General features: G+C 64.3%; 14 protein-coding genes. 12 read left to right on the forward strand and 2 right to left on the reverse strand.

The window, feature by feature from the left end; genetic code table 11:
• The first annotated feature begins 7 nt into the window (after positions 1 to 7).
• From HAQ05_RS00390 to pqqF, 11 genes are all read left to right on the forward strand, one after another.
• Positions 8 to 2,278, forward strand: coding sequence for a polysaccharide biosynthesis tyrosine autokinase (locus tag HAQ05_RS00390; protein WP_190416600.1), 2,271 nt, complete (start codon positions 8 to 10; stop codon positions 2,276 to 2,278).
• 26 nt (positions 2,279 to 2,304) lie between these two features.
• Positions 2,305 to 3,069, forward strand: a complete 765-nt coding sequence (locus tag HAQ05_RS00395; protein WP_190416601.1) for a WbqC family protein — start codon at positions 2,305 to 2,307, stop codon at positions 3,067 to 3,069.
• Positions 3,070 to 3,149: 80 nt separating this feature from the next.
• Positions 3,150 to 3,656: a transcription/translation regulatory transformer protein RfaH gene (gene rfaH / locus HAQ05_RS00400; protein ID WP_190416602.1), complete on the forward strand. Its 507-nt coding sequence runs from the start codon at positions 3,150 to 3,152 to the stop codon at positions 3,654 to 3,656.
• A gap of 28 nt (positions 3,657 to 3,684) precedes the next feature.
• A complete protein-coding gene (locus HAQ05_RS00405; RefSeq protein WP_190416603.1) occupies positions 3,685 to 4,686 on the forward strand; it encodes a glycosyltransferase in 1,002 nt (333 codons plus the stop codon).
• Positions 4,683 to 5,927, forward strand: coding sequence for a glycosyltransferase family 4 protein (locus HAQ05_RS00410; protein ID WP_190416604.1), 1,245 nt, complete (start codon positions 4,683 to 4,685; stop codon positions 5,925 to 5,927). The genes HAQ05_RS00405 and HAQ05_RS00410 overlap by 4 nt, the downstream gene beginning before the upstream one ends.
• Positions 5,896 to 7,230: a hypothetical protein gene (locus tag HAQ05_RS00415; protein ID WP_190416605.1), complete on the forward strand. Its 1,335-nt coding sequence runs from the start codon at positions 5,896 to 5,898 to the stop codon at positions 7,228 to 7,230. The genes HAQ05_RS00410 and HAQ05_RS00415 overlap by 32 nt, the downstream gene beginning before the upstream one ends.
• Complete coding sequence (locus HAQ05_RS00420) at positions 7,196 to 8,536, forward strand: hypothetical protein (RefSeq protein ID WP_338050066.1); 1,341 nt, start codon at positions 7,196 to 7,198, stop codon at positions 8,534 to 8,536. The genes HAQ05_RS00415 and HAQ05_RS00420 overlap by 35 nt, the downstream gene beginning before the upstream one ends.
• Positions 8,537 to 8,540: 4 nt before the next feature.
• Positions 8,541 to 9,653 carry a glycosyltransferase family 4 protein gene (locus HAQ05_RS00425; RefSeq protein WP_190416606.1) on the forward strand — a complete coding sequence of 371 codons (1,113 nt, stop codon included), beginning with the start codon at positions 8,541 to 8,543 and terminating at the stop codon, positions 9,651 to 9,653.
• 18 nt (positions 9,654 to 9,671) lie between these two features.
• Positions 9,672 to 10,868, forward strand: a complete 1,197-nt coding sequence (locus HAQ05_RS00430) for a glycosyltransferase family 4 protein (protein WP_190416607.1) — start codon at positions 9,672 to 9,674, stop codon at positions 10,866 to 10,868.
• 47 nt (positions 10,869 to 10,915) lie between these two features.
• On the forward strand, positions 10,916 to 11,995 hold the full coding sequence (locus tag HAQ05_RS00435) for a polysaccharide biosynthesis/export family protein (RefSeq protein WP_190416608.1): 1,080 nt from the start codon (positions 10,916 to 10,918) through the stop codon (positions 11,993 to 11,995).
• Positions 11,996 to 12,111: 116 nt separating this feature from the next.
• A complete protein-coding gene (gene pqqF, locus HAQ05_RS00440) occupies positions 12,112 to 14,553 on the forward strand; it encodes a pyrroloquinoline quinone biosynthesis protein PqqF (RefSeq protein WP_190416609.1) in 2,442 nt (813 codons plus the stop codon).
• A 39-nt stretch (positions 14,554 to 14,592) separates the two neighbouring features.
• Here the strand turns inward: pqqF and HAQ05_RS00445 are convergent, their stop codons facing one another.
• Together HAQ05_RS00445 and HAQ05_RS00450 are read right to left on the reverse strand one after the other, a co-directional pair.
• A complete protein-coding gene (locus tag HAQ05_RS00445; RefSeq protein ID WP_190416610.1) occupies positions 14,593 to 14,979 on the reverse strand; it encodes an RraA family protein in 387 nt (128 codons plus the stop codon).
• A complete protein-coding gene (locus HAQ05_RS00450; protein ID WP_202988025.1) occupies positions 14,949 to 15,326 on the reverse strand; it encodes a hypothetical protein in 378 nt (125 codons plus the stop codon). Before HAQ05_RS00450 ends, HAQ05_RS00445 begins: the two co-directional genes overlap by 31 nt.
• A 309-nt stretch (positions 15,327 to 15,635) precedes the next feature.
• Between HAQ05_RS00450 and pqqA the strand changes: the two genes are divergently transcribed.
• A complete protein-coding gene (pqqA, locus tag HAQ05_RS00455) occupies positions 15,636 to 15,707 on the forward strand; it encodes a pyrroloquinoline quinone precursor peptide PqqA (protein WP_074750225.1) in 72 nt (23 codons plus the stop codon).
• Positions 15,708 to 15,726: the final 19 nt, after the last annotated feature.

A 15,726-nucleotide genomic window follows, 5' to 3' on the forward strand; every position in this document is an offset into this window, starting at 1 on the left:
TACACCCATGACTGTTGCAATGAGCCGCTCGAACCTTGAGCTGTACAAAGACCCTCAGATCGACATCGCCACCCTTCTGCGCATGCTGATCGACCATAAGTGGCTGATCGCCTCGATGATGGGGCTGTGCACTACGCTCGGCGTGCTCTACGCCGTAGTGGCCACCCCGGTGTACCAGGCCAACTCGATGATCCAGATCGAACCGAAGAAAACCGGCATCGATGCAACGCCCGTGGTCAACAGCAAGCCCACCTCGGTGTCGGAGGCGGCCACCGAGATCGAGTTGATCAAGTCACGCGCCGTGCTCACCCGGGTAGTCAATGACCTCAAGCTCGACATCACCGCCACCCCGCGCTACTTCCCAGGCATCGGCCGCTGGGCGGCGCGGCGCTATAAACCCAACGGCAGCGAAGCGCTGGCCGCGCCACCGCTGGGGCTGGGTGCCTACGCCTGGGGCGGCGAGCACATCGACGTTTATGCCTTCAATGTGCCCGATGCCATGCTCGGCCAACGCCTGGTGCTCACCGCCGGAGAAAAGGGCGCCTATACCGTGCGCGACAAAGACGGCGCCGTGCTGGTCGAGGGCCAGGTGGGTGATGAAATGAACCAGCACGGCGTGCAGCTTCAACTGGCTGAACTCACCGCTCGCCCGGGCACCGAGTTCTACCTGTCACGCCATCGCGAGCTGCCGACCGCGCTGGAGTACCAACAGCGCCTGAAGGTGGTCGAAGCCGGCAAAGACTCCGGCATCGTTTACCTGTCGATCCAGGACCCAGACCCGGCCAAAGCCATCGCTGTGCTCGAGGAAGTGAGCCAGCTGTATGTGCGCCAGAACGTCGAGCGCAGCTCTGCCGAAGCTGCCCAGCGCCTGGAGTTCTTGCGTTCGCAACTGCCGGTGGTACGCAAGGAACTGGAGCGCTCCGAGCAGGCCCTGAATGATTACCAAGCAAAGTCCAAGTCGGTGGATATCAGCCTGGAAACCCGCTCGGTACTCGACCAAGTGGTGAACTACGACAACCAATTGTCGGAGCTGCGCCTCAAGCGCGCCGACATGGACCGCTTGTACACCCGCCAGCACCCGGCCTCGATTGCCTTGGGCCAACAGATCAGCCAGCTCGAAGCGCAAAAGGCCAGCCTGCAAGAGCGCATCAAATCGCTGCCGCAAACCCAGCAAGAGCTATTGCGCCTGACTCGCGACATGCAGGTCACCACCCAAACCTACACCTCGCTGCTGAACAAAGCGCAGGAGCAAGACATCATCCGCGCCGGCAATATCGGCAACGTGCGCATCATCGACAAGGCCGACAGCAACATCGAGGAGCCGGTCAAGCCGATGCGTACACTGATCGTCGCCCTTGCCGCGCTGCTTGGCGCGTTGCTGGCGGTGGGCATCGTGTTCCTGCGCCAGGCGTTCTACCGCGGCGTCGAAAACCCCGAAAGCATCGAAAACCTCGGCATGCCGGTATACGCCTCGCTGCCGCTGTCACGCCGCCAAGAGCGCCTGAACAAACAGCGCAAGCCCAGCCGCCGGAGTAGCGGCCAACGCAGTGCCACTCAGCGCAGTGCCGCCCAACAAGATGCGGCCGCCCCACCGCGGCTGCTCAGCGTGGTCGAGCCCACCGAGTTGGCCGTGGAGTCGCTGCGTAGCCTGCGCACCAGCCTGCACTTCGCGATGCTCGAAGCGCGCAACAACGTGCTGATGATCACCAGCCCCACCCCGGGGGTGGGCAAGTCGTTCGTGTGCGGCAACCTGGCAGCGGTCATCGCCCAGGCTGGCAAGCGGGTGCTGTTGATAGATGCCGACATGCGCAAGGGCTACCTGGCCAAAACCTTCGGTTTGCAGCCCGAACTGGGCCTCTCCGATGCCCTGGCCAACCGTGCGGCGATCAGCCAAGTGATCAACGACACCGGTATCGACAACCTGCAACTGATCGCCTGCGGCTATGCCGCGCCCAATCCGTCCGAGCTGCTGATGCACGACAACTTCAGCAAGCTGTTGCGCGAGGTGTCGGTGCATTACGACCTGGTCATCATCGACACCCCACCGATCATGGCCGTGACCGATGCCGCGCTGGTCGGCCGCCAGGCCGGCACTACGTTGCTGGTGGCGCGCTTTGGCCTGAGCACAGAGAAGGAAATCGAAACCTCCAAGCGCCGCCTGGGCCAGAACGGCGTGCTGATCAAGGGCGCGATCTTCAACGCGGTGCTGCGCAAGGCCAGCACCGCCGAGTACGACACCGCCGCCTACGGCTACGACTATTCACCGCGCGGCCAGTAACGGCAACCGCCACGGAGGTAACGGGCATGACCACCACCCTTGCAATGATGCAGCCGTACTGGTTTCCCTACCTGGGTTACTTCCAACTGATCGCCGCCGCCGATGCCTTCGTGCTCGGCGACGACTTGCAGTACGTTAAGGACGGCTGGGTCAACCGCAACCGTATCCTCTGCGCGGGCCAGCCGTGGATGTTCAGCCTACCGCTGAAAAAGGCCGCCCATGGTTTGAACATCAACCAGCGGGAACTGGCCGACGACGCCCCGGCCAGCTTGGCGCGGTTGCTCAAGACCATCGCCCTGCACTATGCCCGGGCGCCCCAGCGGGGCGAGGTATTGCCGCTGCTGGAAACCCTGCTGCTGCACCCGGAACGCAACCTGGCCCGTTACCTTGAACACTCGCTGCGCAAAACCTGTAGCTACCTCGGGATCGACACGCCGATCCTGGTGGCATCGGACCTGCACATCCGCGAGGTGCAAAACAAACAAGACCGGGTGGTCAAAACCCTGCACAAGCTCGGTGGCCAGCGCTACCTCAATCCCATCGGCGGCCTCGACCTGTACGACGAAGCGACCTTCGCCGCCGCCGGGTTGCAGTTGCGCTTTCACCGAATGAACACCGTGCAATACCCGCAGTTCAAGGGGCCATTCGTGCCCTACCTGTCGATCATAGACGTGATGATGTTCAACCCCGTCGAAAGGATTCGCCAGTGGCTTGCCGATTTCACTTGCCTGCCCCCGCTGGGGTCACCGCCCTGCTGCGAGAAACGCCTGCCAAGCCTGAGCCTCGGGTAACCCCGGTGGCCTTTCTCGTGGCAGCGCCGCGCCCCTACACCAGCATCTTCAAGCCATTGTATTTGCATAGGAATGCACACATGAACGCGTTCACCCAGCCCGCCCCAGCCCAATGGTTTCTCATCCAGACCAAGCCCCGCCAGGAAGCCCGCGCCGAGGAGCACCTGCTGCGCCAACGCTTCGAGTGCTACCGGCCGCTGCAACCGAACAACGAAGCCCGCCGCGGTGCCGAGCCGGCGCTGTTTCCCGGCTACTTGTTCATTCGCATGGCGGCCCAGGATAACTGGTACCCGATTCGCTCTACCCGTGGCGTGACCCGGGTGGTGTCGTTCGGCACGTCCCCCTGCCCGGTGCCCGACGCGCTGGTGGAGCAAATCCGCCTGCGCCTGGCCAAGCCGTGTGCGCCCGTCAGCTTCGTCCAGGGCGAAGCCGTGCGGGTGAAAGCCGGCACCAGCGAACTGCAAGCCATCTTCCTGTGCGACGACGGCCAGGAACGTGCGGTGATCCTGCTCAACCTGTTGCAGCGCCAACAGCGGGTCAGCCTGCCCAAGCAGCAACTGGCCCGGCTGGTCGCCCATGCCTGTTGAGCCTTCACCTCTGCAACCGGAGCCGCTGATGAACGCCACCACGACCTTGGTCACACTGACCTACGGTGACCGCATCGACTACCTCAAGGCCTTGATCAGCCGCTCACTGGGCAGCCCGCACATTGCCCGGGTCATCGTGGTCAGCAATGCCTCGCGCTCGAACTTGCACAGCCTGCACTCGCAATGGCCAGGCCAGGTAGAGCTGGTGGAGCTGCCCGCCAATACCGGCTCGGCCCATGGTTACAAAGTGGGCATCCAGGCCGCCCTGGATCGCGGCGCCGAGCACATCTGGCTGATGGACGATGACAACGCGCCCACCCTGGGCGCCATTGAAGCCCTGCACCAGCGCCTGGCCGAAAGCCAAGCCGAGGTCGGCCAGGAAAACGCCGCGGTCATCGGCTTTCGCCCCACCCACCAGGCCGACATTGCCGCCGGCGTGCCACGCGCCTTCGCCGTGCAGTGGCGCTCCAGTTGCTTTGGTTTTCACATTGCCCAGTTGCCGTACAAGGTATGGCGCCGGCTGCCCTTTGGCCGCCCGCGGCCCAAGGCGCACCCAGTGCCGCTGGTGAAGTTGCCCTTCACCACCTATGGCGGCCTGCTCGCCCACGCCAGCCTCTTCCGCAAGATCGGCCTGCCGTTGTCGGCGTTGGTGCTGTATGCCGACGACACCGAGTACACCCGGCGCATTACCGCCAAGGGGGGCTGTATCACGCTGGTGACCGGGGCGCTGCTGGATGACCTGGAAGCCTCATGGAACATCAAGGCGCGCAGCAACAACATTTACGAAGCCTTCCTGCTCGGCAACTCCGACCTGCGCGCCTACTACACCGCGCGCAACCAGGCGTGGTTCGACAAGTACGTATGGGCAGGCCCGGCCTGGCTGTATCGGCTTAACCGCGCGCTGTTTTTATTCCTGCTGCGCCAGGTGGCACGGCGCAAGGGCACCGGGCACCGCTTAGCCCTGATCGAACAAGCCATCCGCGACGGCGAAGCCGGCCGCCTGGGCATGCATGAGGCCTTTCCTTTATGAAAATCCTGTTTCTCAGCAGCTTGTATTCGCCCCATGTCGGCGGCGGTGCCGAAATCGTGCTGCAACGCACTGTGGAAGGCCTCAAGGCGCGGGGCGCTGACGTAGTGGTGTTGGCCACCGGCCCGCAACCGGGGCTGCACGTGACCGAGGTACGCGGCGTGAAGGTGTACCGTGCCGGGCTGCTCAATACTTACTGGCACTTCAGCGAACAGCGCCCCAACGCCCTCGCGCGCCTGGGCTGGCACCTGCGTGACCGCTACAACAGCGGCATGCGCCGCTTCATCGCCGAGGTGCTCAGCCGCGAAGCGGTGGAACTGGTGGTGTGCCACAACCTGGCCGGTTGGTCGGTCGCGGCCTGGGATGAAATCGCCCAGGCCCGGTTGCCCAGCGTGCAGGTGCTGCACGACATGTACCTGTCATGCCCTGGCAGCAACATGTTCCGCAAGGGCAGCGCCTGCGCCAGCCCTTGCACCTTATGCCGCAGCTTTCGCCAAGGCCACGCCGAGCGCTCCGCGCAGGTGGATGCAGTGGTCGGCGTCAGCCGCTTCCTGCTCGATCGCTTGCGCAGCCAGCAGTTCTTCCGTGGGGCCCATGCACAAGTGATCTACAGCGCCAGCGCCCCGCCCGATGCGCTGGTGAGTGCGCGTTTCAACGAGCCGCGCCGTACCGACCGGCCGCTGCGTTTCGGCTACATGGGCACGCTCTCCGAGCAAAAGGGGCTGCGCTGGCTGATCGAGCAGTTTCGCACCTTGGCCTTTCCAGCCACCCTGAGCATCGCCGGGCGCGGCCAGGCAGATTACGAACAGACCCTCAAGGCCCTGGCCGGTACACCAAACATCACGTTCATCGGCTACCAGTCGCCAGAAAGCTTCTACCGCCAGGTTGACGTCGCGGTGGTGCCGTCGATCTGGAACGAGCCCTTCGGCCTGGTGGCGGTAGAAGCGTGCGCCCACTCAGTGCCGGTGATCGCCAGCAACCGCGGTGGCCTGCCGGAAATCATCCGCGATGGGACCAATGGCCTGCTTTGCGACCCCGCCCAGCCACGCTCGCTCGGCCAGGCCATGGCGCGCATGAATCGCGACCCGGTGCTGCGCGACCGGCTGGCCAGCCAGGCCCGCGCCAGCGTCGAACACTTCCTGGACACCGAGCAGATGCTCGACCGCTACCAGGCGCTCTTCCGCCAAGTTGTGCAAAACAGAAGCCCTCGCCATGATAACGACGTTGCCCTTTATAGCCTCTGAAACGTCAGCCCGGCGCCAGTGGCTGGCCTTTCACGTCTCCACCTTGATGGTGTGGTCCGCGATCAGCCTGATCGTGATCGAGACGTTCTCGGGGGCCTTGCGCTATTACCTGGACCTCGCCCACCTGGCGCCGTTGATGTATGTGCCCAAGGTGCTGTGCGCGGTGATGTTCACCTACGAACTGATGCGGGTGAAAGTCAGCCGCACCTTCTGGATGTGCATGCTGGCGCTGGTGGCGTCCAGCGTGTTGGCGATGCTGCACGGTGCCGCACTGAACAACGTGGGGTTCAGCCTGTTCATGTACAGCCCGCTGCTGTTCGGCATGGCCTGTGGCGTGCACCTGGAACACCGCAAGCGCTTGCTGGCGTGGGTCATCGGCCTGTGCCTGCTGGCGTCGATCCTGGGCGTGCTGCTCGACCGCTATTCGGTGGTGCCGTGGAAGGGCTACAGCTACACCCTCGGCGACACCGAACTGAGCGGCAACACCGCCTGGACCTCTGGCGACACCGACCGCTTGGCCGGTTTCGCCCGGCAATCGACCATGGCAGCCATGCTGATGGCGACCCTGGCGCTGTACCTGAGCGCTTACACCCGCTCCTGGTTCAAGCTGGCCGTGCTGTTCGCCGCCACCTTGGCGGCCATCTACATGACTACCAACAAGTCCACCGCTGCCGCGCTGTTCTTCACCCTGTTGCTGTTGCCGATACTGCGCATGCCTTGGGTGTGCCGGGCGATGTTCATCCTGGTGGTCGGCATCGGCCTGGCGCTGCCGCTGGTCAGCCTGGGGGTGGATTTCGACCCGCACAAAACCACCGGTGCGTCCGTGCTGGCCTCGTTCTACGACCGGTTGGTGAACACCTGGCCCTCTACGGTCAGCATGCTCACCGAGCAAGGCCTGGACTGGACACTGTTCGGCGCCGGCTTTGGCATGGTCGGCAGCAGCGTGGCGTTGTTTCCGGTGCTTGGCGCGCCGCTGCCCTCGGTGTGCGACAACACGGCCGTGTACCTGTGGGCGGCCTTCGGCCTGGCGGGCATCGTGCTGTACCTGGCGGTGCTGCCGCTGGCGGCTGGCCTGCTTGCCAAACGCGCCTCGCCCACCGCCGTGGCCTATCTGACCATCACCTTCTGCACCGTGCTGGTGAGCTGGACCACCGATGTGCTGGAGCTGTCGGTCTGCAATTTGTTCCTGGGGCTGGCCGTTTCCCACGTACTGCTGCGCAAAGCGATGCCCACGCACCCTTCATTGGCCGACCAGAGAGCAGTCGATCGTGACCACTACCGTGAACCGTTCAAAGCGCTTTAACCCCAGCGGCATGCTCTGCGGCCTGCTGCTGGGGCTCGCGGCCAGCGCACAGGGCGGTGAATTCATCGTCGGCGCCGGCACCCACTTGCTCAACCGTACCGGTGATGTGGCACCGGCCATGGCCATGGCCCAGCAGGCCGGCATCGCTTCGCTGCGCGACGACGCCTGGTGGAGCAGCATGGAGCTGCAACCCGGTGTGCTGCACACCCCTGCCGAATGGCGCAAATACCTGGCCGAACAACAACGGTTGGGGCTGGGCAACGTGCTGATCCTCGGCTACGGCAACCAGTTCTACAACCGCGATGCCAAGCCGATTGCGCAAACCGTGCGCAACGGCTTTGCGCGTTATGTCGATGAGGTGACCCAACGCCTCAAAGGCCAGGTGGATTACTGGGAAATCTACAACGAATGGGACATCGCCAAGCCGCGCTTGGCCGGCGATGCCGACAGCAGGGCCTACCTGAAGCTGGTCCACGACACCGCCCCACAGGTGCGCAAAAACGACCCCAAGGCGCTGCTGCTAGCCGGCGCCGTCACCACCGATGGCATCGAAAAAGGCTTCGCCGAGCGGTTGGTGCAGGGTGGGGTCATGAATATGGTCGATGGGCTGTCGCTGCACCCCTATGTGCACTGCGCCAAGGCCGGCGGCGGTAATACGCCCGAGCACTGGGCCGGCTGGCTGCGCGACCTCTCGCAACAGTTCGATCGGCTGGCCGGGCGGGAGGTGCCGCTTTACCTCACGGAAATGGGCTGGCACAGCACGGGCGACCGCCACCCCTGCGGCATTGCCAGCAACACCCAGGCGGCGTTCCTGGCGCGTAGTTTTCTGCTCGCCAAAACTGTCCCGGCCATCAAGGGCATGTGGTGGTACGACCTGGTTAACGATGGCGACGACCCGGCCGACCCGGAACACAACTTCGGCCTGGTGCGCCAGAACTTGTCACCCAAGCCGGCCTATGCCGTGCTCAAGGCGCTCAGCCCGCTGCTGCGCCAGGGCGTATTCGAAAGCCAGGCCACTGGCGCCGACAACAGTTACCAACTGCTGTTCAGCCTGGGCGGCGAGCAACAACTGGCAGCGTGGGCGCCGGGGCGCACCCGTGCGGTGACGATCCACGCCGGTGGCCCGCTCGATGGCCCGGTGCGGCTGCTCGATACCCGCCACCCCGAAGCCGGCAGCGTCGACAGCGACAGCCATTGGCAGTGCCAGGGTGAGCAGTGCAGCGCTCAGCTCGCCCTGGGCGAATTCCCACTGCTCATCAACCTCGGCAAAGCCCGCTGGCTGCCCCCCACCGCTGCGCAGGAATGAAGCCATGATAGTAATCAATGCGCGTTTTTTAACCCAAGAATTACGGGGTGTGCAGCGTTTTGCCGAGCAAGTGTGCCTGGCCCTGCGCGAGTTGCGCGACGACCTGGTATTCGTCTGCCCACCAGGCATCCGCATGCAAGCCACGGCCCAGGCACTGGGCGCCCACGTGATCGGCCGCCACGGTGGCCACCTGTGGGAGCAATGGGACCTGCCACGTTACCTGGCCCGCCAGGGTCACCCGCTGTTGCTCTCACTGTGCGCCACTGCGCCGTTGTTCTATCGCAATCAACTGGCCACCCACCACGACATTACCTACGTGCGCCACCCCGAGAGTTACAGCCGCGCGTTCCGCACCAGCTACCGGTTGATGACGCCCCTGCTGCTGCGTGCGGCGCATGGGCTGATCACCGTAAGCCAGTTTTCACGGCGCGAAATCAGCGAGCACTACCGCTACCCCAGCGAGCGCATCCTGGTGGTGGCCAACGCGGTCAGTGGCGCGTTCCAACCGGGCGAGCCGCTGCAGGCCGAGCCGAGTTACCTGCTGGCGGTCTCCTCGCCCAGCGCGCACAAGAACTTCGCGCGGATGATCAGCGCGTTTCTGGCCTTGGAGAACATGGACCACGTGGAGCTGCGTATCGTCGGCGCCGCCAATGGCATTTTCGCCGACCCCAGCCTGCAGCAGCAGGCGGCCGGCGATGGGCGCATTCGCTTTCTCGGCCGCCTGAGCGACGAGGAGCTGATTGCCCAGTACCAAGGTGCGACCGCGTTCGTGTTCCCCTCGCTGTACGAGGGCTTCGGTATTCCGCCGCTGGAAGCACAAGCCTGTGGTTGCCCGGTGCTGGCGGCCAACGCCGCGTCGATCCCCGAGGTGCTGCAGTCCAGCGCCTTGTATTTCGACCCACTGGACACCGAGCACATGGCCCGGGCGATGTCGCTGGTGCTGAGCAACCTCACCCTGCGGCAACACCTGCGCACGCTGGGGCTGCAAAACGTGGCGCGGTTCAGTTGGGAAGCGTCGGCGCGGCGAATCAGCGAGCGCATCGACAGCCTGCTGCAAAACCCGCAAGGCCAGCACCCTACACACAACGAAGAAAAACCACACCTACAAAGGCGCTGACCGCGCCAAGGAGCCTCCATGAAAATCGCCATCGTCCATGATTGGCTGGTGACCTTCGCCGGGGCCGAACGGGTCTTGGCCTCGATGCTGAAGCTGTGGCCGCAAGCCGACCTGTTCGCAGTCATCGATTTCCTCAGCGATGAAGACCGCGCCCGCCTGGGTGGTAAACGCGCCAAGACCACGTTCATTCAGCGCCTGCCCAAAGCGCGCAGCGCCTACCAACGTTACCTGCCGCTGATGCCCCTGGCCATCGAGCAATTGGACCTCTCTGGCTACGACCTGATCTTGTCGAGCAGCCACGCGGTGGCCAAAGGCGTGCTCAGCGGGCCGAACCAGCTGCACATCAGCTACGTGCATTCGCCAATCCGCTACGCCTGGGACCTGCAACACCAGTACCTGAACGAAAGCGGCATGGCCAGCGGCTTCAAGGGCAGCGTGGCGCGAATGGCCTTGCACTACATGCGCCTGTGGGACCAACGCACCGCCCACGGTGTGGATACCTTCGTGGCCAATTCAGCCTTCATCGGCCGGCGAATCGAAAAGGCCTACCGGCGCGAGTCCACGGTGATCTACCCGCCCGTCGATACCCGAGGGTTCAACCTGCAGGTAGAGAAACACGACTACTACGTCACTGCCTCGCGGATGGTGCCGTACAAGAAGGTTCCGATGATCGTCGAAGCCTTCAAGGCCATGCCTGACAAGCGCCTGGTGGTGATCGGCGATGGCCCGGAAATGGCCAAGGCCCGCCAGGTAGGTGCCAGCAACGTTACCTTGCTGGGCCAGCAGAGCTTCGAGGTGCTGCGCAGCCATTTGCAAAACGCCAAGGGCTTCGTGTTCGCCGCCGAAGAAGACTTTGGCATCAGCCCGGTGGAAGCCCAGGCGTGTGGCACGCCGGTGATCGCCTTTGGCCGCGGCGGCGTGCTGGAAACCGTGCGCGGCCTGGGCAGCGACGCGCCGACCGGCGTGTTCTACGACCAGCAAACACCTGAAGCGCTGATCAACGCCATCACCCAATTCGAAAGCCAGGCGCAGCGCTTTAGCGCGCAGGCATGCCGCGACAATGCCGAGCGTTTCTCGGAGCACCACTTCGAGCGGCAATTGCGCCAATTGGTAGAACAGCAACTGGCCAGTACCGGCCTCGGCGAACCTATCGCCCCGCGCTTGGCCCTGGCCGCCACCCACCCATTAGTGCCAGCCGCGGCCACCTCGGCCTGAGCCGCATTCAACCGCACGAGACGTTTGACTCTCCAAGGACGATCACCATGAAATGCAAAGTTTTGGTTGCTCTGATGTGCAGTGCAATTCTGCAAGGGTGTGCTTTCGCCCCCGGCCAACACATGACGCCGGGCGACGTAAAGGACGACGCCATCACCGACCCGGTGAACGTGGTGCAAATCACCAGCGCCACCGCCCACCAGCAACAGGTTATCTACTCGGCGCCGCCGGTGGCGCCGGAGCTGCTGGCTTACCGCCCCAGCGACTACCGCATCGGCCCGGGCGATGGTCTGATCGTCACCGTATGGGAACATCAAGAGCTCAATTCTCCCGCCGGCCAGGAACAGGGCAACTCCAGTTCGCGCATCGTGCGCAACGACGGCACCCTCTACTACCCCTACATCGAATCGATCAAGGCCGGCGGCAAAACGGTCGAGCAATTTCGCGATGACCTGCAGGCGGCGTTGTCCAAATACCTCACGGTGGCCAAGGTAGACGTGAACGTCGAAGGCTATAACAGCCAGCGGGTGATTCTGTCCGGCGCATTCCGCACCCCTGGCCCACAACCGTTGACCAACCTGCCGCTGTCGCTGGTCAATGCGGTGAGCCGCGCCGGTGGCGAGGCCGACAACGCCAACCTGGCCGGCCTGATTTTGCGGCGCGATGGCCACGAGTACGTGCTGGATGTGGACACCCTGAACCGGCCTGACTCGCAATTGGGTGGGATCTACCTGAAGGACGGTGACCAATTGCATTTGGGCAACAACCGCGCCAATACCATCTATGTGCTGGGCGAAGTGCATAGCCCACAGGCAATGACTTACGGCACCAGCACCTTCAACCTGATGCAGGCACTGGGCAACGCCGGTGGCATTGCCCAGGAAACCGCGGCCGCCGAGGCGATCTATGTGATCCGCAGCGCCCAGACAGGGGCCAACCAGCCAGCGACCGTGTTCTGTTTGAATGCGAAAAAACCCACGGCCTTTTTGCTGGCGCGCCAGTTCGACCTGCAGCCTTATGATGTGGTGTTCGTGGGCCCGGCCAACATCACCCGCTGGAACCGCTTCATCAGCCAATTGTTGCCATCAGCCACCGTGGTGGGCACCACCGCAGCGTTCAGAAACTGACCCGCGCCCCCGCAGCCCAGGCGGCGGGGGGTGCAACCCGTCTGGTTTTACCTGTTGTTACACCCTGCTTATCCGCTAGGATTGGTCCCTCTTGCCCACGGATCGGATCCTTGCCCATGTCGTTAAGCCATGCCAGCTGCAGCGAGCTGCTGCTCGAAAATGGGCTCAAGGTGCGCATCCTGCACGAGCCCCGGCTGCGAAAGGCCGCCGCCTTCCTGTGCGTAGATGCCGGCAGCCACGATGTCGACCCGGCGTGGCCGGGCATGGCGCACTTTCTCGAGCATTTATTTTTCCTCGGCACCGAGCGCCACAACGGCGAACAAGCGTTGATGGCCTACGTGCAACGCCAGGGTGGCCAACTCAACGCCAGTACCCGCGAGCGCAGCACCGAGTTTTTTTTCGAGGTCCCCCCCACAGCGTTGTCTGGCGCGTTGGAGCGGCTGTGCGACATGCTCGCCCGGCCACGGCTATCGGCGGCCGACCAGCGCCGCGAACGTGAAGTGTTGCACGCCGAGTTCATTGCCTGGTCGCGCGACGCCGAAGCGCAGCACCAGTTGTGGTTAACTGCGCCGCTGTCGTCACGCCACCCACTGCGCGCCTTCCATGCGGGTAACCGCTACAGCCTGCCGTTGGGCAGCGCCGAGTTCCAGGAGGGTTTGCTGGCGTTTCACCAGCGTTTTTACCATGCCTCGCAAATGACACTGTGCCTGGTGGGCCCGCAATCGCCCGATAAACTGCGCGCGGTGGCCCAGCGCTGCGGGCAGCTGTTGCCCGCCGGTACGCGCGCGCCACGGCCACTGCCACCGCCGCTGCGAGACGACAGCGGCGACCACCCGGCGCCCAGCGACCCGCGCCGCCTGAACCTGGTATTCGCCTGCGAGGGCCTGCCCGAGGGCACCGCCCCGGCTATCGACTTTCTCACCACCTGGTGCAGCAACCCGCAGCCCGGCGGGTTGTTCGCCGAACTGCAACGGCGCGATTTGGTCGAGAGCATGCAGGTCCGGCTGCTGTACCACTATGGCGGCCAGGCGGTCATCGATTTCGATTTCAAGTTGACCGCCGCGGGCGGCCCGGCCGCTGCCACCGTTGGCCACCTCTGCCTCAGTTGGCTGGAGTTCTTCGAGGCGCTGGGCGACTGGGGCCCCTTGCGCGAGGAATACACCCTGCTGCGCAAGCGCCGGCAGTTGGTCAGCAGCGCGCTGGAGCTCGCCCGCCAGTACATCGACGCGGCCGGTGACCCTGCCCAATTGAGCGAGCCCGTCACGCGCGCCCTGGCCTCTGTGTTAGCGCAGCTCAAAGCCGAGCAGTTGCTGCACCCGGTTCCGCTACCCAGCGGCGCCAACACACCGGCGGTGCAATGGCGGTTGCCGCAACGCAACCGTTTCTTGCGCCCCAACCGCCGCCCAGAGCAGCCGGTGGCCGACCCGCCCGCCGTGCAATACCGGCCCAGTGCCCCGAACAGCCCCCACGAAGGCGAATTGTTCGTACGTTGGAGCGCCCATGCCTCGCGCCATCCGGGTAGCACCCGGGTGCTTGACCGCAGCCTGCGGCGCCTGGCCGACGAAGCCCGCCAGGCCGGTGTGCGTTTGGCCTTCAACCGCCTCGGTGACGACTGGCAACTACGCCTGTCGGGGGTCGCCGAGCCGATGCCGGCATTGCTGGAGCAAGTGGCCGCGCATTTCAGCGCCCCGCCCACCGAAGCCTGGCGCCACCACGAAGCAATCCCGGCGGCGCCGCAAACCCCCATTCGTGAGTTGCTCAAGCGCCTGCCCGAACACTGCCTGGGCTTTTACCACAGCAGCCAACATGATGGGCGCGAGCAGGTGCAACCCGCCGCCCTGCAAAAACTCTGGGCCAGTGCTGGTTGGGAAGCCTTGGCGATTGGCTTCGACGGGGCTGCCCGCAGTGCATTGAACAACGCCCTGCGCCGCCTGCCCGGCCGCCCCGGCCAGGCCACGCCGGTACACTATCCACCGCTGGGCCGCCATTGGAGCACCGTGCCCGGTGGCAGCGGCGAGCATGCGCTGTTGCTGTTCTGCCCCGCCCCTAACGGCTCGATGGGCGACGAGGCGGCATGGCGGTTGCTCGGCCACCTGTCGCAGACGGCGTTCTACCAGCGCATGCGGGTAGAACTGCAACTGGGTTACGCCGTGTTCGCCAGCTTTCGCCAGATCAGCGGCCGCCCCGGGCTGGTGTTCGGCGTGCAATCACCCGGCACCGACCCAGCCGGTATCCTGGGCCATATCGAGCAATTCTTCGAGCAATTACCTCGTTGGTTGACCAATTTGGGTTCCAGCGCGGTCATGAGCCAAAGCCAGGCCATGGCTGCGCGCTGGAGCTTGGAAGAACTCGAGGCGCCCCAACTGGGCGAAACCCTTTGGCAAGCCCACCTGGGCGGGCACCCTGGCGACTACCTGGGCCAACTGCAACGCGCCCTGGCCGCCTTGCGCCCCGCGGATGTGATCAACGCCGCCCAACGCCTGCGCAGCGCCGACGCCGGCTGGCTGGCATTGGCCACGGCGGCAGCACCGGATGAGCGCTGGGTACCGCTGGGGTGAGAGGGCGGCTGGCGCCCCGCGGCTTGGCGGGTCACCCCATCATTCGGGCGGGTTCATCGCCGCCCGATAACGGGCCAAGTTCTGCTCGTTCGGCGGGTAAAGGCCTGGCAATGCCGCGCCCTTTTCAACCTGCCGGAGGTTCCAGGCCTCAAGGCGCTCTTGCTCCTCGGCGACCTCGACCACCTCTGCCAGCATGGCCTGCGGAATGACGACCACGCCGTCGTTATCCAGCACGATGATATCGCCTAGAAAAACTGCTACTCCACTATAGGCCACGGGGGCTTGCCAGCCAACGAAGGTCAGCGCCGCGACCGCCGGCGGCGATGCCGTACCCTGGCACCACACTGGCAGGGCGGTGGCGCTGGCGCCATCGATGTCGCGGATCACGCCGTCGGTCACCCGCGCGGCGACACCGCGCTGCTGCATCCTGGCGCATGGGCCCGCAGCATTTCCTCGGTGTCCATGGCCATCAAGTTGCGCAGGTACATGCTGGTGGGGTGCGGGAACGCCTCGGTGATGGAGATGGTGGGAATACCATCGGCAACCCGCCGGCCAGGAAGATGCCTCGCTTGGCCGCTTCGATCAGTTGGGCGAGGTTGCCATGGCAGGGGTTGTAACTGCTGAAGGTGTCGATGATCGGCCGGTCGAGCATATCGCTGGAATAGCCCGCCCCCTTTGATGAACGCCTTTCGCAGAAACAGGGAAAATTCGGTGTCGCCGTAATTGGCAAGCCCGTCGGCAAAGCCCTTTTTATTCATCGCTGGGTTATCCATCGGTGTGGTCCATTGTTGTTGTGATCGCCGGGCAGCTTGGCCGCCTGCGCGTGCACCCAATATGAACCGGCCGGCCGAGGCGAAAAACCTGCCCAGGCTAACTTCAACCATTAGTTGTTGTAAGGTGTGCCCGGTACAGCCACCGCCGCCCGCCAGACCGTTACCGTTGCGGTGAAACTGCATTGCAGTGTTTTCACCATCCGGGCCATTTCATTGGAGTAGAATTGGCGCACCGATCATTCGAACGCCTGCGCGTGGGCGTGGACTAAGATCTGTAGACACATCCCGCAACCTCGAAGGAGAGCTCCTATGTGGACCAAGCCTACCTACACTGACCTGCGTATCGGCTTCGAAGTGACCATGTACTTCGCCAGCCGCTGAGTTTTCAGCATCGCTGTAC

It is taken from the genome of Pseudomonas typographi, assembly GCF_014694385.1.
Taxonomy (GTDB): Bacteria; Pseudomonadota; Gammaproteobacteria; order Pseudomonadales; family Pseudomonadaceae; genus Aquipseudomonas; species Aquipseudomonas typographi.